Source organism: Arthrobacter sp. Soil782 (genome assembly GCF_001428435.1).
GTDB classification, from domain to species: Bacteria; Actinomycetota; Actinomycetes; order Actinomycetales; family Micrococcaceae; genus Arthrobacter_D; species Arthrobacter_D parietis.
Genome location: NZ_LMSO01000011.1, coordinates 80,066 through 98,965, shown reverse-complemented (window position 1 = coordinate 98,965; position 18,900 = coordinate 80,066). Strand labels below are relative to the sequence as shown.

The following is an 18,900-nucleotide window of genomic DNA, read 5'->3' as shown; positions in this document are numbered from 1 at the left end:
GTCAGCGAAGCAATGCTGCTGCGGGCAAGAAACGGAGCGGCGATTCCGGGGTCATCGCAGCCTTGATTCGCATCGGAAGGAACGTTGTGGGCGAGAGGAACGCTCGCCGTGCACGAGCCAACTCCATAAGACGCTCCTGCGGAAATTCCGGATCAAGAATGGCATTCGCCACGCGGCAATCAGCCCTGCTGAATGGTTCCAACGATCCCTCCGCGGAAGCAAGGACGGCGCGTAAGATCGATGCCAGCTCATATCTGTCCTTCCCGCTCCATCCTCCTGACTCACTTCGGGTCTCCAGTAATCCAAAAATATGAACCCTTACCAACTTGGCTACCATTGACCGGCGATCACCCAAGCTTCGGCCAGTGAACCAGTCGCTGTCCACGAACATGGAGGCAAACCTGAGGGTATCTTCGACCGACCGGCGGGTACAGGTCACCCGATCATTCGCGTCTGCACCAACCACGTACCGGGGTGCTCCAGCTGCATAATCGATTCGTCCTCCGCCAAACCATAGCTTCGCAGAAAATTCCTGGTCTTCGCCCGTCGGCAATCCAGCTACAAAAGTGAGCTTCAGCCTGCGCATTTCACTCGTGCGAATCAATCCTAGAGGTGCCGTTCGATACGTGAGGCGGTCCCGCACAGGGTCGAGCTTTCGTGTTCGTCCCACACGGTGGACCGGCGTTCGGACTTTTCGTCCATTCGCGTGACGCTGGGGGGCAATAACGACGTCGGAACTCCGGTCCTCAGCAATCCGCAGCCAGTTCCTGAGCGCTCTCGACTCGAGGTAATCATCACTTCCCATCACTGCAACATAGGGAGCCGTGGCTGCGTCGAGGCCGAAGTTGAGGGGCCCAGCAGGACTGTGTATCCCGTCGTCGAGTTGCATGTAACGGACCTGATCTCGAAGATTCGCGGAAATTCGGGGGCTTATGTCCGCTACCTGAACGTTGTGGCACACAACCGTTATGCGCAGTCCGCCAGGCTTATTCAACTCGAGCCCGGACAAGGAAAGCGATTCGACTGCACGCCCGATCGGACGAGTGAGCGTGTGAACCGCAATGACGAGGTCGACAGCTACATCGCTCGACCGATTCCTTGCGCCTCCGACCTGCGTCATTGATTCACCGTGCGGCCGTGGAAATCTCTCAAAGCAGCCCCATAGACACTATCGAAGAGCGATCCCACTGCAGGCGAGCTGAACCGTGAGCGGATGGGTTCTGCGAGTTGTCCCGGGCTGTAACTAGCAAACCTACCCCGAGCGAGGAGTATCGCATCTGCCAGCGTTTCAGGCGTGGCATCTTCAACGAGCACGCTGTTGTCCGGAGTGCAGTAGTCGTCGTAACCGCCCGCGGCGGCGGCCACAACCGGCCTGTCTGCAGAGAGTGCTTCCGCCGCGGCGGTGAAAAAGTTCTCCTGCCTAGAGGGAAGAAAGAACATATCCGCACCTTCGAGGCGTTGTAAGACTGTGGAAGGGTGTACTGGCCCCACAAATCGAACCCGCTCTTCAATGCCGAGCTGCATGGCATAAGCGCAGGCTTCGTCTTTCATGGGTCCGCCGCCCACCCATTCGAAATGAACATCTTCACCCTTGTCCGCAAGGACCTTTATCGTGTCAAGTGCAAGCAAAGGTCGCTTGCCCTCGGCAACACGGCCGATAGCGATCAAACGAAGGGTGCCATCCGAGTGCCGTGGAACGATATCACGGTCATTCTCCACCACACATGGCACGACGCTTGTCGAATCGGTACGAGCGAATTCCTGAAGACGTCCTGCCAGTTGCCGAGTCACGCCAGTAACCCTGTGCGGCAGCGCCAACGCGTGCCGGAACCAGGCGAAACGTTCCCACCGGCGGCTCACGCTCGCCGGATTGAGCACCCCGCTCCAATGTTCGGTATGCACCCAAGGGCGTCGAGTCAGAATCCAGGCCGGGGCAATCACGAGCACTGTTGAGAATGCCATGGTGTGGAGCATCTCAGACGCTCGGAGCTCCCGTATGACCCGGGCGAGGGTGCCGATGACGGTCCATGGTCGCTGGAGGCTGATCGGCAGACGCACCACCTCGACGCCGTCATAATGGTCCAGAGCGATGCGATCAGTCGAGTGAAGTCGGATGTGAATCACTTTGACTTCATGGTGATGCAAGACGGCCTTCACATGTTCATGGTTGAAGGGCGCTTCAGTTGGTGTCCCCTGCGAGGGGTACCAGGTGGTAACAGCGAGGACCTTCAATGGACTCATTTCCCCTTGCTTCGTGACACAATACTTGTACTCATCGACGGCTTCCCTACCGGACGAAATCCGTGACCGCCTGTGCTGCTCTGCCACCTACGGCCGTGAGCGAATACGATGCGCTGGTCCATGTTGAGATCCGATCCCTATCAGCCTCGCTCACCGGAGCGGTCAATGCGAGATCCATCGCATCCGCGACCTGATCAGCGTCCCAGGCAACGGTCCACCCCAGATTATTTGGTCGGATGAGGTCCGCCAGAGGTCCGACGCCTGAATAGATTACGGGAGTACCACAAGCCAACGCTGCGAGCGCTTTAGTGGCAAAGGCGAAGTCATATCCGCGGGAGGGCCTGACTGACGCGAGCCCTGCTGCACTCGAGCGTAGGGCAATCGCAACCTCAGGACCGGGTACCGATCCCGGGAACCTAATCTGGTCACCGGCCGGAACTGAGCGGTGCCGCAGGTTTTCCAGTTCGACGCCTTGCCCGTACATCAACAAGCGAGCCCCGGGGTGCTTTTGGTAAATCTTGAGGAACGCGTCGACAAAGATGCCCGCTCCTTGAATCTCAGACATCGTCCCGGCATATACCAGGGTTCTGCCCTCATCCCGACGGAGACCAGTGGGAGTGAAAATCCGAGTGTCCACACCAGTTCCGACTTCAACAACAGGCACGTCATCTCCGGCAATTGCATGCACCGCGGCGGTCACCCCGGGCGAAACCGACAAAACTCCGGCCGCTCCGCGAAGCACACTGCGCTCGATCGTCTTGAGGATCCGCACGATGATTGGGGACACACCGATGCCCTCTGCAGCGGTGGAGCTGACATCCGCGGAGAAGTAGATATAAGGCTTGCGTCGGAGGGCGGATGCGAGGCGCGCTACCACGCCGGTGGTGGGTGGAGGCTCCACTACCAGAACGTCATACTCGCTGGCGAAGAGCAGCCTGAAGAACAGTGGTAGGTCGAAGCTTGCATACTGCATGTACCCGCGAACTGCCCCGCCACGGTCACGTAGTACGGGCCACCGACTAATCCCCGGTTGGGAGCGGGCCGCACCGGGTGCTCGTGTCGTGAATACGGTGACATCATGTCCGGCCGCCTGTAGACCTGTGACGAGTGCTGCAAGTCGATAGGCCGCAGCACCTGATTCCGGGGCAAAGATGCGGCTCGCCAAAAGGATCTTCACGCTAGGTCCCCACCGACTGCCCGCTACTGGCGGATTCGATCATGGCCTCGGCGACGCGAAGCGTGTTCAGACCCTCGCGCATAGTCACGACATCGTTGCGCTTGCCCAACACAGCGTCGCGGAAGGCTTCATGTTCTGCCTTCAACGGCTCACGCTTGGTCAGAGCCAGCCGGGTGATGTTACCTTCGCTCACGCCGCGGAAGTTAGAAACGGCTTCCCATTCGGTATTAATAGTCCCGTTCTCATAGAACGTCAGATCAGCCGTGAGGGTGTCCGCAACAAAGGCGCCCTTCTCCCCGGTCACCACAGTCAGCCGCTCCTTCATTGGCGACAGCCAGTTCACCAGGTGGGAGGTGATCACGCCGTTGGCGAGTTGGCAGGAAGCAGTCACCATGTCCTCATGGGGCCGCCCCGACCGCGTGCTTGTCCGCGCGGAGACCGACTTGTAGGGCGACTGCGCTAACCAGGCGGTCAGGTCGATGTCATGGGTACCCAGGTCTTTCACGACGCCGACGTCGGCGATCCGCGAGGGGAATGGACCCTGACGGCGGGTGGCCACCTGGTAGACGTCACCGAGGTCACCGTTTTCGATGCGAGAGCGCAGGGACTGAAGCGCTGGGTTGAACCGTTCAATATGTCCGACGGCGCCGACCAACCCTGCAGTCTCGAAGGCATCTGCGAGCTTGACTCCGCCGTCGATTGTAGATGCGATGGGCTTTTCAACCATGGTGTGCACGCCTGCTGCCGCGAGAGCAAGGCCGACTTCCTCGTGCAGCCCGGTGGGCACGGCGCATACGGCCATGTCGATGCCCTGCGCGATCAGCTCATCAACGGAACCGCACAACGGCAGGCCCCCAGCGACTCCGTGCGGATCGCCGTAAGCATCCGCGACCGCCACCAGTTGGACGCCGTCGAGTTCACGCGCGACGCGAGCGTGATGACGGCCCATCATCCCGAGACCGATAATTCCTACGCGAAGGTCCGCCATTATGCGCCTGCTCCGGCGAGCTTGTTCACGGCTGTCACAATGCGGTCCAGGTCCTCGTCATCGAGCGAAGGGTGCACCGGAAGGGAGAGCACCTCGCATGCCGCGATCTCGGTGTTGGGCAGGTCCTCGGTCCGGTTGAACGACGGTAGCCGGTGATTCGGAATCGGGTAGTAGACGCCGCTGCCGATGTTGTACTCATCCTTCAAAGCCGCCGCGAAACCGTCCCGATCACCCGAAATACGGACTGTGTACTGGTGGTATACGTGCTCCGCGCCTTCGGCCACCGCGGGCGTTCCGACCCCTTCAAGGTTCTCGTTCAGGAACGTGGCGTTTGACTGACGCTGAGCAGTCCACCCGAGCACCTTGGTCAACTGGACGCGCCCAATGGCCGCGTGAAGGTTGGTCATGCGCGCGTTGAACCCCACGAGTTCGTTCTCGTACTGACGTTCCATACCCTGATTTCGCAGCAGACGGAGGTTTCGCTCAACCGTGGCGTCACCGGTGGACACCATGCCGCCCTCGCCCGAGGTCATGTTCTTCGTCGGGTAGAGAGAGAACATCGCGAAATCACCGAATGTGCCCACCCGCCGGCCATTGAGCGCAGCACCATGAGCTTGCGCCGCGTCTTCAAACAGTTTGATCCCGCGGGCATCAGCAAGCTCGCGGAACGCGACAACGTTAGCCGGGTGCCCGTACAGGTGCACCGGCATGATCCCCTTGGTCCGCTCCGACATCAGCGACTCAACGTGAGCGATATCCAGGCAGTAGTGGTCCAATTCAATATCAGCGAACACGGGCGTCGCACCGGTCAGTGCCACTGAATTGGCGGTTGCAGCAAAGGTGAACGACGGAACAATGACCTCGTCCCCGGGGCCAATGCCGGCGGCCAGCAGACCCAGATGGAGGCCGGATGTCCCCGAGTTCACGGCAACCGAGGCCCTACCATCGAGGAGTACGTCCGAGAACTCCTTCTCGAACTCGGCAACTTCGGCGCCCTGCGCCAGCATGCCCGAAACGAGCACAGCATCGACGGCCGCACGTTCCTCGTCTCCTACGATCGGCTTCGCTGCCGGAATGAATCCTGTGCTCATTTCTGATCCTCAACTGGTGCCAGTGTGCCGTGTGCTTCGCTGTACTTCTCGCCGGTCTCGGGGCAGACCCACAACCCGTCCTGTTCCTTGAGCGGGTGACCGGCCTTACCTACCCAGCCGAGACGGCGCGCGGGTACTCCTGCCATCAACCCGTAAGCGGCGACATCCTTAGTCACAACGGCGCCGGCAGCAACTGTCGCCCAGGCTCCGATAGTTACCGGTGCCACACACACAGCGCGGGCTCCGATGGATGCGCCGTCCTCGATGGTGACACCCACCGGGGTCCAGTCGTGAGCGCTCTTCAAGGAGCCGTCCGGCGAGACGGAGCGCGGGTAGGTGTCATTGGTGAGGACAACGGCAGGGCCGATGAAGACGCCCTTGCCGAGGGACGCAGGCTCATACACCAGAGCGTAGTTCTGGACCTTGGTATTCTCCCCCATCGAGACGCCGGTACCGATGTACGCCCCGCGTCCGACAATGCAGTTGGCCCCCAGTTTTGCGTTCTCCCGGACCTGCGCGAGGTGCCACACTTTGGTGCCCTCACCCAGTTCCGCCTGATCCGAAACGTCGGCGCTGTCAGCGATGTATGTCATACGACTACCTTTCGTTGCGTCTCAGGCCTTGCCAATGACCCGGTAAGTTACCCCGGTCCACTTATCCGCGCTGCTCACGCGGCGGCCATCGATGAAGGTCTTTACACCGGGCAGATCCGACGGCGTCAGGTTCGCGTACTCTGCGTGGTTCGCTTGCACGACCGCAGCGTCCACCGGCTCGCCAACGTGGTACGCGTCAAATCCAAGAGACGAGAGCTCCTCATCGGTGTACATCGGATCGTGAACCAGTACCTTCGCGCCGCGCTCCTTCAGCGCTTCCACAGTGGCGAAGACGCCTGAGAAAGCGGTCTCCTTCACTTCACCGCGGTAGGCAGCGCCGAGCACGACGACGGTCGCACCGCCCAGATCCCCATGCGCGCCTTCCAGCAGCCCAATTGTGTACTCCGGCATCCCCGCATTGGCTTCCCGGGCGGCCCGCACGACCGTTGCCGAAGGATCATTCCACAGATACAGACGCGGATAGACGGGAATGCAGTGACCACCCACAGCAATGCCCGGCTGGTGGATGTGGCTGTACGGCTGTGAGTTCGAGGCCTCGATGACCTGATAGATGTCGATACCGGCCGTCGCCGCGAAGCGGGCGAACTGGTTGGCCAGTCCGATGTTGACATCGCGATAGGTCGTCTCGGCGAGCTTGGCAAGCTCCGAAGCTTCTGCTGACCCGAGATCCCACACTCCATTGCCGCGGACAAGATCCGGACGATCATCGAAATCGAGGACCGCCTCGTAAAATTCAATGGCTTTCTTGGCGCCGTCGTCGGAAAGCCCACCAACCAGCTTGGGATATTTGCGGAGATCTTCGAAGACGCGTCCGGTCAGTACGCGCTCCGGTGAGAACACCAGATGGAAGTCCTTACCTTCTACTAGACCGGAGCCCTCCTCCAGCATCGGCTTCCACCGTGTGCGTGTGGTACCTACGGGCAGAGTCGTCTCGTAAGAAACAAGCGTGCCGGGCGTAAGGTGCTTGGCGAGTTCAGCAGTGGCTCCGTCCATCCAGCCGAAGTCCGGGTTGGCATCGACATCAACGAACAACGGCACCACCAGGACTACGGCGTCAGCGTTGGGAACAGCTTTCGCGTAGTCGGTTGTCGCCCGGAGTTTGCCCGCAGGAACCAGCTCGGAAAGCTTCTCCTGCAGGTGCGCTTCACCGGGAAATGGCTCGACCGCGTTATTGATGGACTCGACGACCTTGGCGTTGACGTCCACGCCCACCACTTCGTGGCCCTTTGAGGCGAACTGAACTGCGAGCGGCAGTCCGATCTTTCCAAGGGCGATGACAGCAATCTTCACGACGGAATGACCTTTTCTCTGTACGTGGAGCAGACACAGCTCCAGATCCAGTAGCCAAGCCTATCGTTCCGATTGCGATATCGCCCGATTCAATCGAGATGACAACCGGCGCCCTCGCACCGCGACCTTATCCACAGATCTGAATCGGCACATCAAACAGGGCCACCCGAGCCCCTAGGCTCGGACCATGGATCTGCACGTCACGCTCGCCGCAGGTCCCGGTGTGCAACTGCCAGGAGGCGAACCCACAGAAGAAATAGTCATTAGAAGGGCACACCTCGCGAGCGGCGGCCAGCTGCACGAACAGCTCTCCAAACGAGTTGACGCCCAACACCTCCTCATCGATGGGAATTCACTCGCTGAGCTGCAGCCGGGCGTACCACCCTTTACCTCCGGAGCGGTGATCGTCGCTGCTACGGGCGCTCACCCGGGCATGCCGCCGTCCTCTCCCGGAAGTCTGCTCTTTCTGGTGCGGTCCGGGCCCGACGCCGGCAAGGCCATACCGCTCTCGCGCGGCGTCTACACGATCGGTCGAAGCGCTGCAGACATCACCATCCACGACCCCGGCCTCTCCCGCCTCCACGCAGTGCTCACGGTCACCAATGACGCCCTGACCCTCCGAGACCGCCAGTCGTCGAACGGCGTCTGGGTAGACGGCACCAGAGCCGAACGAATCCCGATCACCACTGACTCCGACATCCGCCTCGGAGCCAGTCGCTGCGCCGTCGTGCTCGCACATACCGCCGATGACCCGCCACTCCCCCAGGACCTCGCCGAACCTTGCGAAGTCAGCGCTCCCCCGCCGCCGGAGAGCAGCCGGCTCCTGATCATCACTGCCTTCCTACCCCTCGTGCTCGGAATCGTGCTCGCCGTAACCACCGGTATGTGGTTCTTCCTGGCGTTCAGCGCGCTCTCCGCCGCCACCGGAATGGTTCCGCTGATCACCGGACGAAAGAAACGCCGCGCATTCGCCAATGCAGTCACCGCTGCGGTGTCAAAAGACAGTGCACGACGACGACGCGCAGCACCGGACGCCGGCGCCCTCACCCTCGCGGCTTTCCGTCCGCGAACGGCCGCGTCCGGGTATCCATCAACGACGCGCACCGGCCGACGCTATCTGAGACTGGGCATGGCCGACCAGCCTGCCAATGTTCAACCCAAACCCGAGCCGGCGGATTGGCATCCGCCCGTGATTCCCGACGCACCGGTGTTGGTCCCATTCGTTGAACCGGGCAGCGGGGAACCGCTCACTATAGACGTCCGGGTTCCGCAACACATCCTTCCCAGTGTCGCCGGCCTCCTGATCCTGCAGCTTTCCGCACTGTCCGAAGCCGGAGAGATTCTATGTTTTGCTGCCCACGAAGGCTTCCCGTCAGCAGCCCGGTTCCTGCCACGGGTCACCCTCGTCGCAGATCGCACACGCTATGCACATCTTGCTGCCACCGGCAGGTACTCCACCGTCCTGCTCTTCAACACCGGTCCGGTTACGGAGGTGAAAAGTGTTCGTTTCTACCGTTTCTCCACGTCCAACTGCGAAGTGGCGGCCCCCTGGGTTATCGACTACTTCCCTGCCGATCCGCTACTCACAACCCCGGCGGGCACGGTCCGCTTTCGACCCGACTTCGTGCAACCGGATACGTTCGAGGTGTTGGCGCGGGCAATCGGAACTCGCGCCTCCCCACAAGCGGCGGGAAGTACCGAGGCACCAGTCCCGGAGGCCGTCGCACTCCCGGATCTGATCCCGTGCGGCAGCGAGACCATTGCAGAACGGTGGTGTGTTCCCGCGGACTACGGTCAGCTGATCACGGCTATCGGATCGTCGGCTGCGGGACCTCTGACCTTTGATGTGGTGACCGACGGTCCGCATATGCTCATCGCGGGTACAACAGGTGCCGGCAAATCCCAGTTCCTGCGAACGCTTGTCCTCGGCCTCGCGCTGAACCACTCCCCCGGGAACCTGAACTTCCTTTTCATCGACTTCAAGGGAGGCTCCGGTCTCGGCGCACTTGCACCCCTTCCGCACGTCACTGGCATGCTCACCGACCTGTCTGCGGCGGCCGTCTCGCGTGCCCTCGTCTCGCTCAAAGCCGAGGTCAAACGGCGGGAGGCGCTCTTCGCAGACGCCGGCGCCGCCGATTACGTTGAATACCGCGATCGCACCCCCACGTCGCTTCCCCGCCTGATCACCGTGATCGACGAATTCCGGATGCTTAGTGACGAAGTTCCCGGTTCCGTCCATGAACTGATGCGGATTGCAACCCTTGGACGATCGCTGGGAATGCATCTCGTCCTTGCAACTCAGCGTCCGCAGGGCGCGATCACGTCCGACATCCGCGCGAATATCACTGCAAGCGTTGCCCTAAGAGTGCAATCGGCAATGGAGTCCCAGGACGTGCTTGAGTCAGCAGTCGCCTCCTTCATCCCGGTGAACCTGCCCGGTCGCGGATTCCTGCGAATCGCCTCCGGACAGCCCATTGAATTCCAGACTGCGACGACGACGACGCCCGGCACTGACGCCCTGGCACCGTGCATCATGACCTTGGCTTCTTTCCTGGCCAGTAGTTCCGACGCAGACAATTCCTTCAATAGGGAGAGAAACCAGGCAAACGAAAGACTGCACGGCACGGCGGATAGCCTTCCTGCTCTGGTCGGCTCCGCTATCAACGCGGCGCGGAACCTACCGCTACCGCCGCTGCGTGCACCCGTGCGTGCACCGCTCCCCGCTACGATCACGCATTCCATTGCGGTCCCGCCCAACATGCTCCAACTCGGCCTGCTGGACATTCCGGAGAAGCAGGAACAACGTCCGCTCGTGTGGCATCCCGCACACCACTCGCATCTTGCACTTGTGGGTTCGTCCGGCAGCGGGCTGGCCAGAGTCCTCTCACATGTGTCGGTCGAGCATCTCCGCACACAGCCAGACGGGCACCTGTACCTGCTCGACGGCGACTCAAGCCTGCGCGCGGTCAGCGACGCTCCACAGATCGGCGCTTGGGTAACGTCCACTGAAGTCAAACGGGCCACGCGCGTTCTGGAGCGGATCACCGAACTCCTCGCCGACCGTCTCAACGGGGCTCCAGGACATGCTGAGACCGCTCCGCACATCACCGTCTTCATTACGGGCTGGGGCCGATGGGCCGCCGCTTTTCGATCCAGCCGGTTTGCGAAGGCCGAAGATGCACTGCAGGACCTCGTGCGGGATGGCGAGGCCGCTGGAATCACACTCGTCATTTCGGGAGAGCGGGAACTCATTGCCAGCCGGTTCTTCTCCATGCTGACCAACCGCCTCTACCTTCCGCTCGGCGCCAGTTCCGAGACGCTACTGAGCTGGCCGAAGCTTCCTGCCCTTGACCCGATGCCGGGCCGCGCATTCGTCCAGGGCCGTATCAGTGCCGAGGCTGACGCAGTGGCGCAGCTTCTCATGGATTCCGGACCCGTGTGTGCCACGCAACCCGCACAGCAACCTTTCCCGGTTGCGGCGCTTCCGCGCACGGTGACCAGTGCTGAACTTGAACCAGGGTCGAGAGGCCCGCGGTCCATCCGGCTGCCGGTAGGTAAAGGCGGCGACAACCTGGCTACTGTACAGCTGGAAATTCCACCACGGACCGCCGCGCTCGTCGTGGGGTCCAGCGGAACGGGTAAATCGCAAACGCTTGACGTCATCGAGCATCTGGCCCCTTCGTCAATCAACTGCCTGCGGCCCGGCACGGGGGAAGACGGCGCGGCCTTCTGGAAGCGGGTCGCCGGCGTCGGCGAGGACGATCTCTTACTCGTCGACGACGCCGACCTCCTGCCGCGCGATGTCCATCAACAACTGGCCGGGCTCCTGATGAGCGGAGCGCGGGCGGTTTTTGCTTCCTCGCCCTCCCCTGCAATTGCGACCAGCCCCGCCTTGGTTGGCCTCCGGAGCAATCCGCTGGGAATTGTTCTCGGCCCCCGGTCCCCCAGTGACGGTGATGCCTTCGGACTGCGCCTGGACGTGGACGGCATGGCGCCAGCTGGACGAGGGATCCTGGTGAATTCGAACGGGTTGATGGAGATCCAGATCGCGAAATGCGAAGACGGCGTTACGGGTAGGAAGCGACACGAACCTGCCTGACAGCGCCCGTCACAACGTCGGTGTGCCATCACTGGTAGCGGTGGTGAACGCCACCACCGGGCGGGTAAAGAGCTGATGCACGACTACCACCGCGGGAACCAGCAGCAGAAGACCTACCCAGAGAACCCCACCGGTCAGCGTGGGTATTGCCACAACGATCACGAAGAACTGAAACACGAGGGCCGCTGATCGTGTCCACCGGTAACCGCGGAAGAGGAAGTGGGCCACGACGAGGAGCCACCCTGTGAAGAGGAGCAGAAGCACCAGCATGAATATTGCGCCGCCGAGCGAGGTGGGCGTACTTGTCATGAGGCCGAAAGCAAACCACCCGGCGACGGCGAGAAGAGCGGCTGCTTCGCAGAGCAGGATTGCCGCGATAATCGTCACCCCCACCGGCCGGGTTGTTCCATCGTGCTGAGGCAGAGGTACGGGTCTTGACACAGTCGCACACTACCGGACATAGTCGTTCACAGCTACGACTGCTTTGCCTGATGTCAACTGTGTGACGCATCCCTCATGGTTTGAGGCAATTACCTTCCGGCTACCCCTTGTTTGCGGGTTCGTAACGTGACAGCCTTAATGAAGGAAAATGCGGGGGCCGTAGTGGCCCCCTTTACTATGACACCCCTCGTGAATGTTTTCACAAACCTAGCGAGTCGTAAGGAGAAAGTGATCAGCATGGACTGGCGTAGCCGCGCTGCCTGCCTAGACAAAGACCCGGAACTGTTCTTCCCGGTCGGCAACACAGGGCCTGCCCTGCTTCAGATCGAAGAAGCGAAGAGCGTTTGCCGCCGTTGCCAGGTCATCGATACCTGTCTCCAATGGGCAATAGAATCCGGTCAGGACGCCGGCGTATGGGGCGGTCTCAGCGAAGATGAGCGCCGCGCGCTTAAGCGCCGGGCGGCCCGCGCACGTCGCGCCTCCTGAGGAACCGGCGCTGATAATTTCGCGCTCAACAGACTAAGGAAAGGGAGGGCATCCGGCGGATGCCCTCCCTTTCCTTAGTCTGCGGTGCCTCTGTTCGTGAGCGGTCCGTCAGTTCCTCTGCGGAGTGGGAGCGGAAGCTCCCGTTTTCCGGCGTGCTCCCGGGATGCCCATCTCAATCGTCACTACCGTGCCCCCTCCCTCGCGGGAGGTCCATTCGATCGTTCCGCCAAGTTCGCTCATCACCAGCGTCCGAACGATCTGCAGCCCTAGGCCCTCGCTGTACCCTTCGGAGGGCAGCCCGGCGCCGTCGTCCATAATCGACACGGTGAGCATCTCGCCGTCGTCGCCCACGCTTCGGTTGGCTTTCAGCCACACCGTGCCCGGTTGGTCCGCCAGTCCATGTTCGACGGCGTTCGTCACCAGCTCGTTGATGACCAGGGCAAGCGGGGTAGCGAAGTCGCTGGGAAGCTCGCCGAACTCACCTGCCCGCTCAGTGCGCACTGCCTGGTTGGGCGACGCCACTTCAGCGGACAGGCGGAACTGGCGTGCGATGAGCTCGTCGAAGTCCACACTCTGGGAGAGACCCTGCGACAGCGTCTCGTGCATCAGGGCAATGGTGGCTACTCGGCGCATCGCCTGTTCGAGGCCCTGCTTTGCCTCATCGCTTACCATCCGACGCGACTGCATTCTCAGGAGTGCCGCCACCGTTTGCAGATTATTCTTCACTCGATGGTGAATCTCCCGGATGGTGGCGTCCTTCGACACCAGCTCCATTTCGCGGCGCCTGAGCTCAGACACATCGCGGCAGAGCACAAGAGCACCGAAACGCTCCTTTTCATCACGCAAAGGAATTGCGCGCAGGGAAAGGCTTACACCCCTCGATTCGATTTCAGTCCGCCAGGGCATCTTCCCAGTCAGCACCAGGGGAAGCGTCTCGTCGACCACCCGCCGGTCCGTCAACAGGGATGTGACAATTTCGACAAGCGGGCGGCCTTCGAGTGTTTCAACGTCACCCAGCCGGCGGAATGCCGAGACACCGTTCGGGCTGGCGTACTGCACCACGCCGTCGACATCTAGCCGGATCAGTCCATCGCCCACGCGCGGAGCACCACGCCTCGACCCCGTAGGCGTAGCAAAATCGGGCCATAGGCCGAGGGTTGCCATCCTCAGCAGATCATACGCGCACTGGCGGTAGGTCAGCTCCAATCGGGATGGCATGCGTGAACTAGACAGGTCCATGTGGGAGGTTACGACGGCGAGTGTTCTCCCGTTGCGCACCATCGGAACTGCTTCGACACGCATCGCCATTTCCGTGGTCCAGTTCGTTTCCCCGGAACGCTCGATCTGCTGGCTCTCCCAGGCTTTGTCAACCAATGGCTGCAGATCAGCACGAATCCGTTCACCGACGAAGTCGCTATGGAACACTGTGTGCGACGTTGACGGACGCACATGCGCCAAGGCAACGTAGCCGCCGTCGTGCAGGGGAAACCACAGTGCAAGGTCAGCGAACGCGAGGTCGGCAACCATCTGCCAGTCCCCCACCAACAGGTGCAGCCACTCAGCATCACCCGGCGCGAAACCCGAGTGTTCCCGGATCGGGTCGGTGAAGATTGCCACCTATGTCTCCCTTACTGCCGCACTATTGAACGCAGCAAGCGTAGTGCAACTGAGAGGGATGCCATGTCATCGCGTTCAAGCTGATTCACCTCGGCGAACATCTTCTTTGCCCGGTCGAGGTGCTCAGCATTGAGGTTCTCCCACTCCTGGAGCCTGCTGGACGCGTCTGACGATCCGAGATGCGACGAGCTGTTCATGACTGACACGGTCATCTCAGAGACAGTCGAGTAGAGATCATCGCGGAGCGCAGCGCGAGCGAGCGCCTGCCAGCGGTCCTCCCTGGGCAATGAAGTGATGCGCTCAAGCAGGTTATCCACGTTGAAGCGGTCGTAAATGGCGTAGTAGACCTCGGCGATGCGCTCGACCGGCTCATCGACGCGACGCGAGATGAGCGCAACGTCCAGCAGGCCGAATGACTCGAATTGCTCCGCCCAGTGCTGCGCAATCGAATCGGGCAGTCCCCACTCCTCAGCGCGCTGGAACCAGCTGCGCACCCGTTCCAGGTCCCCGCCGCGCACGTAGTTGACGAGCTTGGTGCGCAGCGGATCGAGCAGCGGCTTGAAGGCAGCGATGTCTTCTTCCACTGTTGTGCCACGGCCCACGTGGTTGACGAACCACCGCACAGCCCGGTCAAGCAACCTGCGCACATCGAGGTGGACCGTGGTCCAGTGCTCAGTCGGAAAGCTTGGAGGAAGCTCCGAAAGAGCTTCGACGATGTGGTCCAGTTCGTAGATCTCCCGCAGTGCAACAAAGGCACGTGCGACGACGGACTCGTTCACCGATGTTTCTTCCATCACGCGGAAAACGAAGGTGATTCCGCCCATATTGACCATGTCGTTCGCGATGACGGTCGAAATGATCTCGCGGCGCAGCGGATGGGTATCGAGCTCCTCGTCGAACCGTTCGACCACCTGCCGGGGGAAATAACGCCGCAAAGTTCCCTTGAACCAGGGATCATCAGCGAGGTCGCTCCGGGTCAGTGCCTTGGTCAGCTCGATCTTGGCGTACGCGGCGAGGACCGACAACTCCGGCGCGGTAAGGCCTTGTCCGCTTTCTACCCGTGACCGGAGCTCGGCCGTGGTGGGAAGAGCTTCCAGTTCCCGGTTGAGATCTGCATGGGACTCCAGCCAGTCCATCAAGCGCTCGAAGCTCGGGCTCCATTCCAGTACCCGCTGGCGGTCGTTGAGAAGCAGCACGTTCTGGTCGATGTTGTCCTGAAGAACGAGTTCGGCCACTTCGTCAGTCATCGAGTGCAGGAATTCTGTGCGCTCATCCTCCCCCAGACGCCCCATGCGGACCATACGGTCAACGAATATCTTGATGTTGACCTCGTGGTCAGAACAATCCACGCCTGCCGAGTTGTCGATTGCGTCGGTATTCAGGATTACTCCCTTCAGCGCCGCCTCGATGCGTCCGCGCTGGGTCATTCCGAGGTTTCCGCCCTCGCCGACCACGCGTGCACGCAACTGGTTCCCGTCGACCCTGATGGCATCATTTGCCTTGTCGCCCACATCTGCGTGTGACTCGGTGGAGGCTTTTACGTAGGTGCCGATACCGCCGTTGTACAGAAGGTCAACCGGAGCGCTGAGGATGGCACGGAGAAGTTCCGGCGGACTCATGCTCGTCACCGAGGGATCAAGACCGAGTGCCTCGCGGACCTGCACCGAAACCGGTATGGATTTCACGTGACGCGCGTATACACCGCCGCCCTCACTGATCAGCTCCGGGTTGTAATCGGCCCAGCTGGACCGCGGGAGTTCGAAGAGCCGCTTGCGCTCGTCGAACGATCTCGATGCGTCGGGGTTGGGGTCCAGAAAAATATGGCGATGATCGAAAGCCGCTACCAGGCGGATGTGCGTCGAGAGCAGCATTCCGTTACCGAAGACGTCTCCGCTCATGTCACCGACACCGGCCACTGTGAACTCTTCGGATTGTGTGTCCACCCCGAACTCACTGAAGTGTCGCTTTACCGATTCCCACGCCCCGCGGGCTGTTATGCCCATTGCCTTGTGGTCATACCCAACGGAACCACCCGATGCGAAGGCATCGCCCAGCCAGAAGCCGTATTCAGCGGAAAGCTCGTTGGCGATGTCTGAGAAGGAAGCTGTCCCCTTATCCGCGGCCACCACAAGATAGCTGTCGTCGCCATCATGCCGGACCACCCTTTCGGGTGGAACAACCCGCTCGCCGTCCTCTGTAGTCACGAGGTTATCTGTGATGTCGAGGAGGGCGCGGATGAACGTGCGGTAGCTTGCCTGGCCCTCTGCCATCCACGCTGCGCGATCCTGTGCGGGATCGGGCAACTGCTTGGCGTAGAAACCACCCTTCGCACCAGTCGGAACGATCACGGCATTCTTCACCGTTTGGGCCTTTACAAGGCCGAGAATCTCCGTGCGGAAGTCTTCCCGCCTATCGGACCAACGCAGTCCGCCGCGCGCAATGTCCCCGAAACGCAGGTGAACGCCTTCGACCTGAGGTGAGTACACCCAGATTTCAAACTTCGGGCGCGGATGCGGAGCTCCCTCGATGGCAGCAGTGTTCAACTTGTAGCTGATGTGGTGCTGGTCCTGGAAGTAGTTGGTGCGCAATGTCGCTTCGATGACGTTGGCGAAGGTGCGAAGCACCCGGTCAGCGTCCAGAGTGGGAACCTGCTCCAGGTCAGAGTCCAACTCGCGACGCACGCGAGCCGTCGTCTCTTCGCGCTGTCCGGAACTGAGGTCGGGATCGAAGCGGCCCTCGAAGAGCGCAATCAGCTTGCGCGTTACCCCGGGGTTGGCCAGCAGAGTGTCGCTGATGAACCCGTATGAGTTCATGTTGCCCATTTGCCGCATGTACTTCGCATAACTGCGAAGAATGGCTACCTGCCGCCAGCGCAGGTTTTCCTTCAGGACGAGTCGATCGAATGAATCGGATTCACTGGCATTAGCCATGGCGGCGGCGAATGCCTCCTCCAGCAGTTCACCCGTACCTGTTGGATCAATTCCCTGCGGGTAACGCAATCCGAGGTCGTAGAGGAAGAAGTCCCGGCCGTCGGAACGTTCAATCTCGAAGGGACGCTCGTCGAGCACCTCCAGACCGAGATTGTGCAGGAACGGCAAGATCTGGCTGAGGCTTTTCGGCTCGGTGAGATACAACTTGAGCCGCGCGTCCTCTTCCAGATGTTCGCCTGCACCGGATGGAACGTAGACGTGCATGATCGGACCGGCTGTATCCATCCGGTCATAGGCGGCGAACCGCTCGATGTCCTCGAGCGCGTCCTCCACTTCGTAATCAACACGATAGGCAGCCGGGAATGCCTCAGCCCACAGGCGTGAGAATCGATCTGCGTCCCGGCGGTTGAACCGGGTCCGTGCCACTTCATCGATGCCCTCGGACCAGGAACGGGCAGCCATCACGAGGCGCTGCTCAAGCTCGGCAACCTCAACGTGGGCTACTTCGGCACCCTTGGGAAGCCGGATGCGGAAGAACAGACGCGCGAGGGCGGATTCACTCATCCGCGCCTCGTAATCGATGGACTCGGCCTTGAATGTACGCCGCAGCTCATCCTCGATGCGCAGCCGAACGCTGGTTGTGTAGCGATCCCGAGGGAGGTATACCAGTGCGGACATGAACCGTCCATAGGTATCCGGGCGGAGGAACAGCCTTGTACGGCGCCTCTCCTGCAGCCTTAGGATGCCCATGGCCGTCGTGACGAGGTCATCGACATCAACCTGGAACAGCTCATCCCGCGGGTACGTCTCGAGAATGGACAGCAGGTCCTTACCGGAATGCGAGTCCGAAGGGAACCCGCAACGGTGTAACACTTCATTCACTTTGTCCCGGACGATAGGAACGCTGCGAACGGATCCGGTGTAGGCGCTCGTGGCGAACAATCCGATAAACCGCCGCTCACCGGATACGTTGCCCTGGCTGTCGAACCGCTTGATGCCGATGTAGTCAAGGTAAGCCGCGCGGTGTACCGTCGAGCGTGAATTGGCCTTGGTAATGACGAGCGGCTGCTTCTCACGGGCTTTGGCGCGACCAGCCTGCGTCAGATGCTGGACGGGCCGGCCATCGATCGGGTGACGCAGCAGGCCCAGCCCGCTGTCTTCACGGACGCGGAGAACGTCCTCACCATTCTCTGTCTCGAGGTCGTATTCCTTGTAGCCGAGGAACGTGAAATTCCCCCCGTCCAGCCACGCCAACAGCTCCTGCGCCTGCTCAAGACCTGGTATCCCGGCATCTGCCGGCACCTGTTGCAGCGTTGATGACACTTCGCGCAGCTTGCTGCGCATCGCCGCCCAGTCCTCAACTGCAGCGCGGACGTCCGTGAGAACGCGCTGCAGGCCTTCAATGATCTCTGCACGCCGCTTCTCGTCGCTGATTCGGCCGATCTCGACCGCGATCCAGGATTCGACGTGCGCACTGACGTCACTCTCGGCCACCAGATCGGCGAGGTTTGGAAGTGCCGCGGTATCTCCACTTGATGAACCTGCTGAGGACGGAACCCGTCGCAGCCGCATGAGCTCGTGGGATGACCGGTGACGCACTGTGACGAAAGTCGGGTGCACTACCAGCCGGATGGCCGCATGCTGGCGTACCAGCTCCGCTGTCACGGAGTCGACGAGGAACGGCATGTCGTCAGTGACGATCATGACTATGCTCGCGTCGTCCTGGTCAAAGACCCCGACAAGCGCCTCACCCGTGGACCGGATTGCGGCCACCGAGCGGTGCTCAAGCGCCCGTTTGGTCAGCGCGTCCGGCGAATAGGTGCCGGCATCGTCATCCGCGAGGTGCTGGTAATAGTGCTGGATGAACTCGGTGAATGATGTGTCAGAGCTGGACTGTTCCGTGGTGCTGGATCCAGACGACATGAA

General features: G+C 61.2%; 12 protein-coding genes. 2 read left to right on the top strand and 10 right to left on the bottom strand.

The window, feature by feature from the left end:
* Nucleotide 1: 1 nt before the first annotated feature.
* Genes ASH00_RS17255 through ASH00_RS14625 form a run of 7 tightly spaced genes read right to left on the bottom strand, consistent with a single transcriptional unit; the run spans nucleotide 2 to nucleotide 7,401 of the window.
* Entirely contained in the window at nucleotides 2–1,120 is a 1,119-nt protein-coding gene (locus ASH00_RS17255) for a glycosyltransferase (RefSeq protein WP_056549763.1), read from the bottom strand.
* Nucleotides 1,117–2,328 (bottom strand): glycosyltransferase, encoded by a 1,212-nt coding sequence (locus tag ASH00_RS14650; RefSeq protein WP_157359160.1) that lies wholly within the window; start codon nucleotides 2,326–2,328, stop codon nucleotides 1,117–1,119. The genes ASH00_RS17255 and ASH00_RS14650 overlap by 4 nt, the downstream gene beginning before the upstream one ends.
* Nucleotides 2,288–3,418: a glycosyltransferase family 4 protein gene (locus ASH00_RS14645; protein WP_056549759.1), complete on the bottom strand. Its 1,131-nt coding sequence runs from the start codon at nucleotides 3,416–3,418 to the stop codon at nucleotides 2,288–2,290. The genes ASH00_RS14650 and ASH00_RS14645 overlap by 41 nt, the downstream gene beginning before the upstream one ends.
* Nucleotide 3,419: 1 nt before the next feature.
* A complete protein-coding gene (locus ASH00_RS14640; protein WP_056549757.1) occupies nucleotides 3,420–4,406 on the bottom strand; it encodes a Gfo/Idh/MocA family protein in 987 nt (328 codons plus the stop codon).
* The gene (locus ASH00_RS14635) at nucleotides 4,406–5,497 is read right to left on the bottom strand and encodes a DegT/DnrJ/EryC1/StrS family aminotransferase (RefSeq protein WP_056549755.1); all 1,092 of its coding nucleotides are present in this window, start codon (nucleotides 5,495–5,497) and stop codon (nucleotides 4,406–4,408) included. Before ASH00_RS14635 ends, ASH00_RS14640 begins: the two co-directional genes overlap by 1 nt.
* Nucleotides 5,494–6,090 carry an acyltransferase gene (locus tag ASH00_RS14630; protein ID WP_056549753.1) on the bottom strand — a complete coding sequence of 199 codons (597 nt, stop codon included), beginning with the start codon at nucleotides 6,088–6,090 and terminating at the stop codon, nucleotides 5,494–5,496. Before ASH00_RS14630 ends, ASH00_RS14635 begins: the two co-directional genes overlap by 4 nt.
* 21 nt (nucleotides 6,091–6,111) lie before the next feature.
* Nucleotides 6,112–7,401, bottom strand: a complete 1,290-nt coding sequence (locus ASH00_RS14625; RefSeq protein ID WP_056549751.1) for a nucleotide sugar dehydrogenase — start codon at nucleotides 7,399–7,401, stop codon at nucleotides 6,112–6,114.
* 187 nt (nucleotides 7,402–7,588) lie between these two features.
* Here ASH00_RS14625 and ASH00_RS14615 point away from each other — a divergent pair, with 187 nt between their 5' ends.
* Nucleotides 7,589–11,500 (top strand): FtsK/SpoIIIE domain-containing protein, encoded by a 3,912-nt coding sequence (locus ASH00_RS14615; protein WP_082566179.1) that lies wholly within the window; start codon nucleotides 7,589–7,591, stop codon nucleotides 11,498–11,500.
* 9 nt (nucleotides 11,501–11,509) lie between these two features.
* On the opposite strand, the gene ASH00_RS14610 is transcribed toward ASH00_RS14615, so the two are convergent.
* A complete protein-coding gene (locus ASH00_RS14610) occupies nucleotides 11,510–11,893 on the bottom strand; it encodes a hypothetical protein (RefSeq protein WP_235563334.1) in 384 nt (127 codons plus the stop codon).
* A gap of 285 nt (nucleotides 11,894–12,178) precedes the next feature.
* On the opposite strand from ASH00_RS14610, the gene ASH00_RS14605 reads away from it, so the two are divergent.
* Entirely contained in the window at nucleotides 12,179–12,427 is a 249-nt protein-coding gene (locus ASH00_RS14605; RefSeq protein WP_056549944.1) for a WhiB family transcriptional regulator, read from the top strand.
* Nucleotides 12,428–12,535: 108 nt separating this feature from the next.
* Here ASH00_RS14605 and ASH00_RS14600 read toward each other — a convergent pair whose 3' ends face one another.
* Both ASH00_RS14600 and ASH00_RS14595 read right to left on the bottom strand, forming a co-directional pair.
* The gene (locus ASH00_RS14600; protein ID WP_056549746.1) at nucleotides 12,536–14,044 is read right to left on the bottom strand and encodes a sensor histidine kinase; all 1,509 of its coding nucleotides are present in this window, start codon (nucleotides 14,042–14,044) and stop codon (nucleotides 12,536–12,538) included.
* Between the two features lie 11 nt (nucleotides 14,045–14,055).
* Nucleotides 14,056–18,897 carry an NAD-glutamate dehydrogenase gene (locus ASH00_RS14595; RefSeq protein WP_056549744.1) on the bottom strand — a complete coding sequence of 1,614 codons (4,842 nt, stop codon included), beginning with the start codon at nucleotides 18,895–18,897 and terminating at the stop codon, nucleotides 14,056–14,058.
* Nucleotides 18,898–18,900 lie beyond the last annotated feature (3 nt).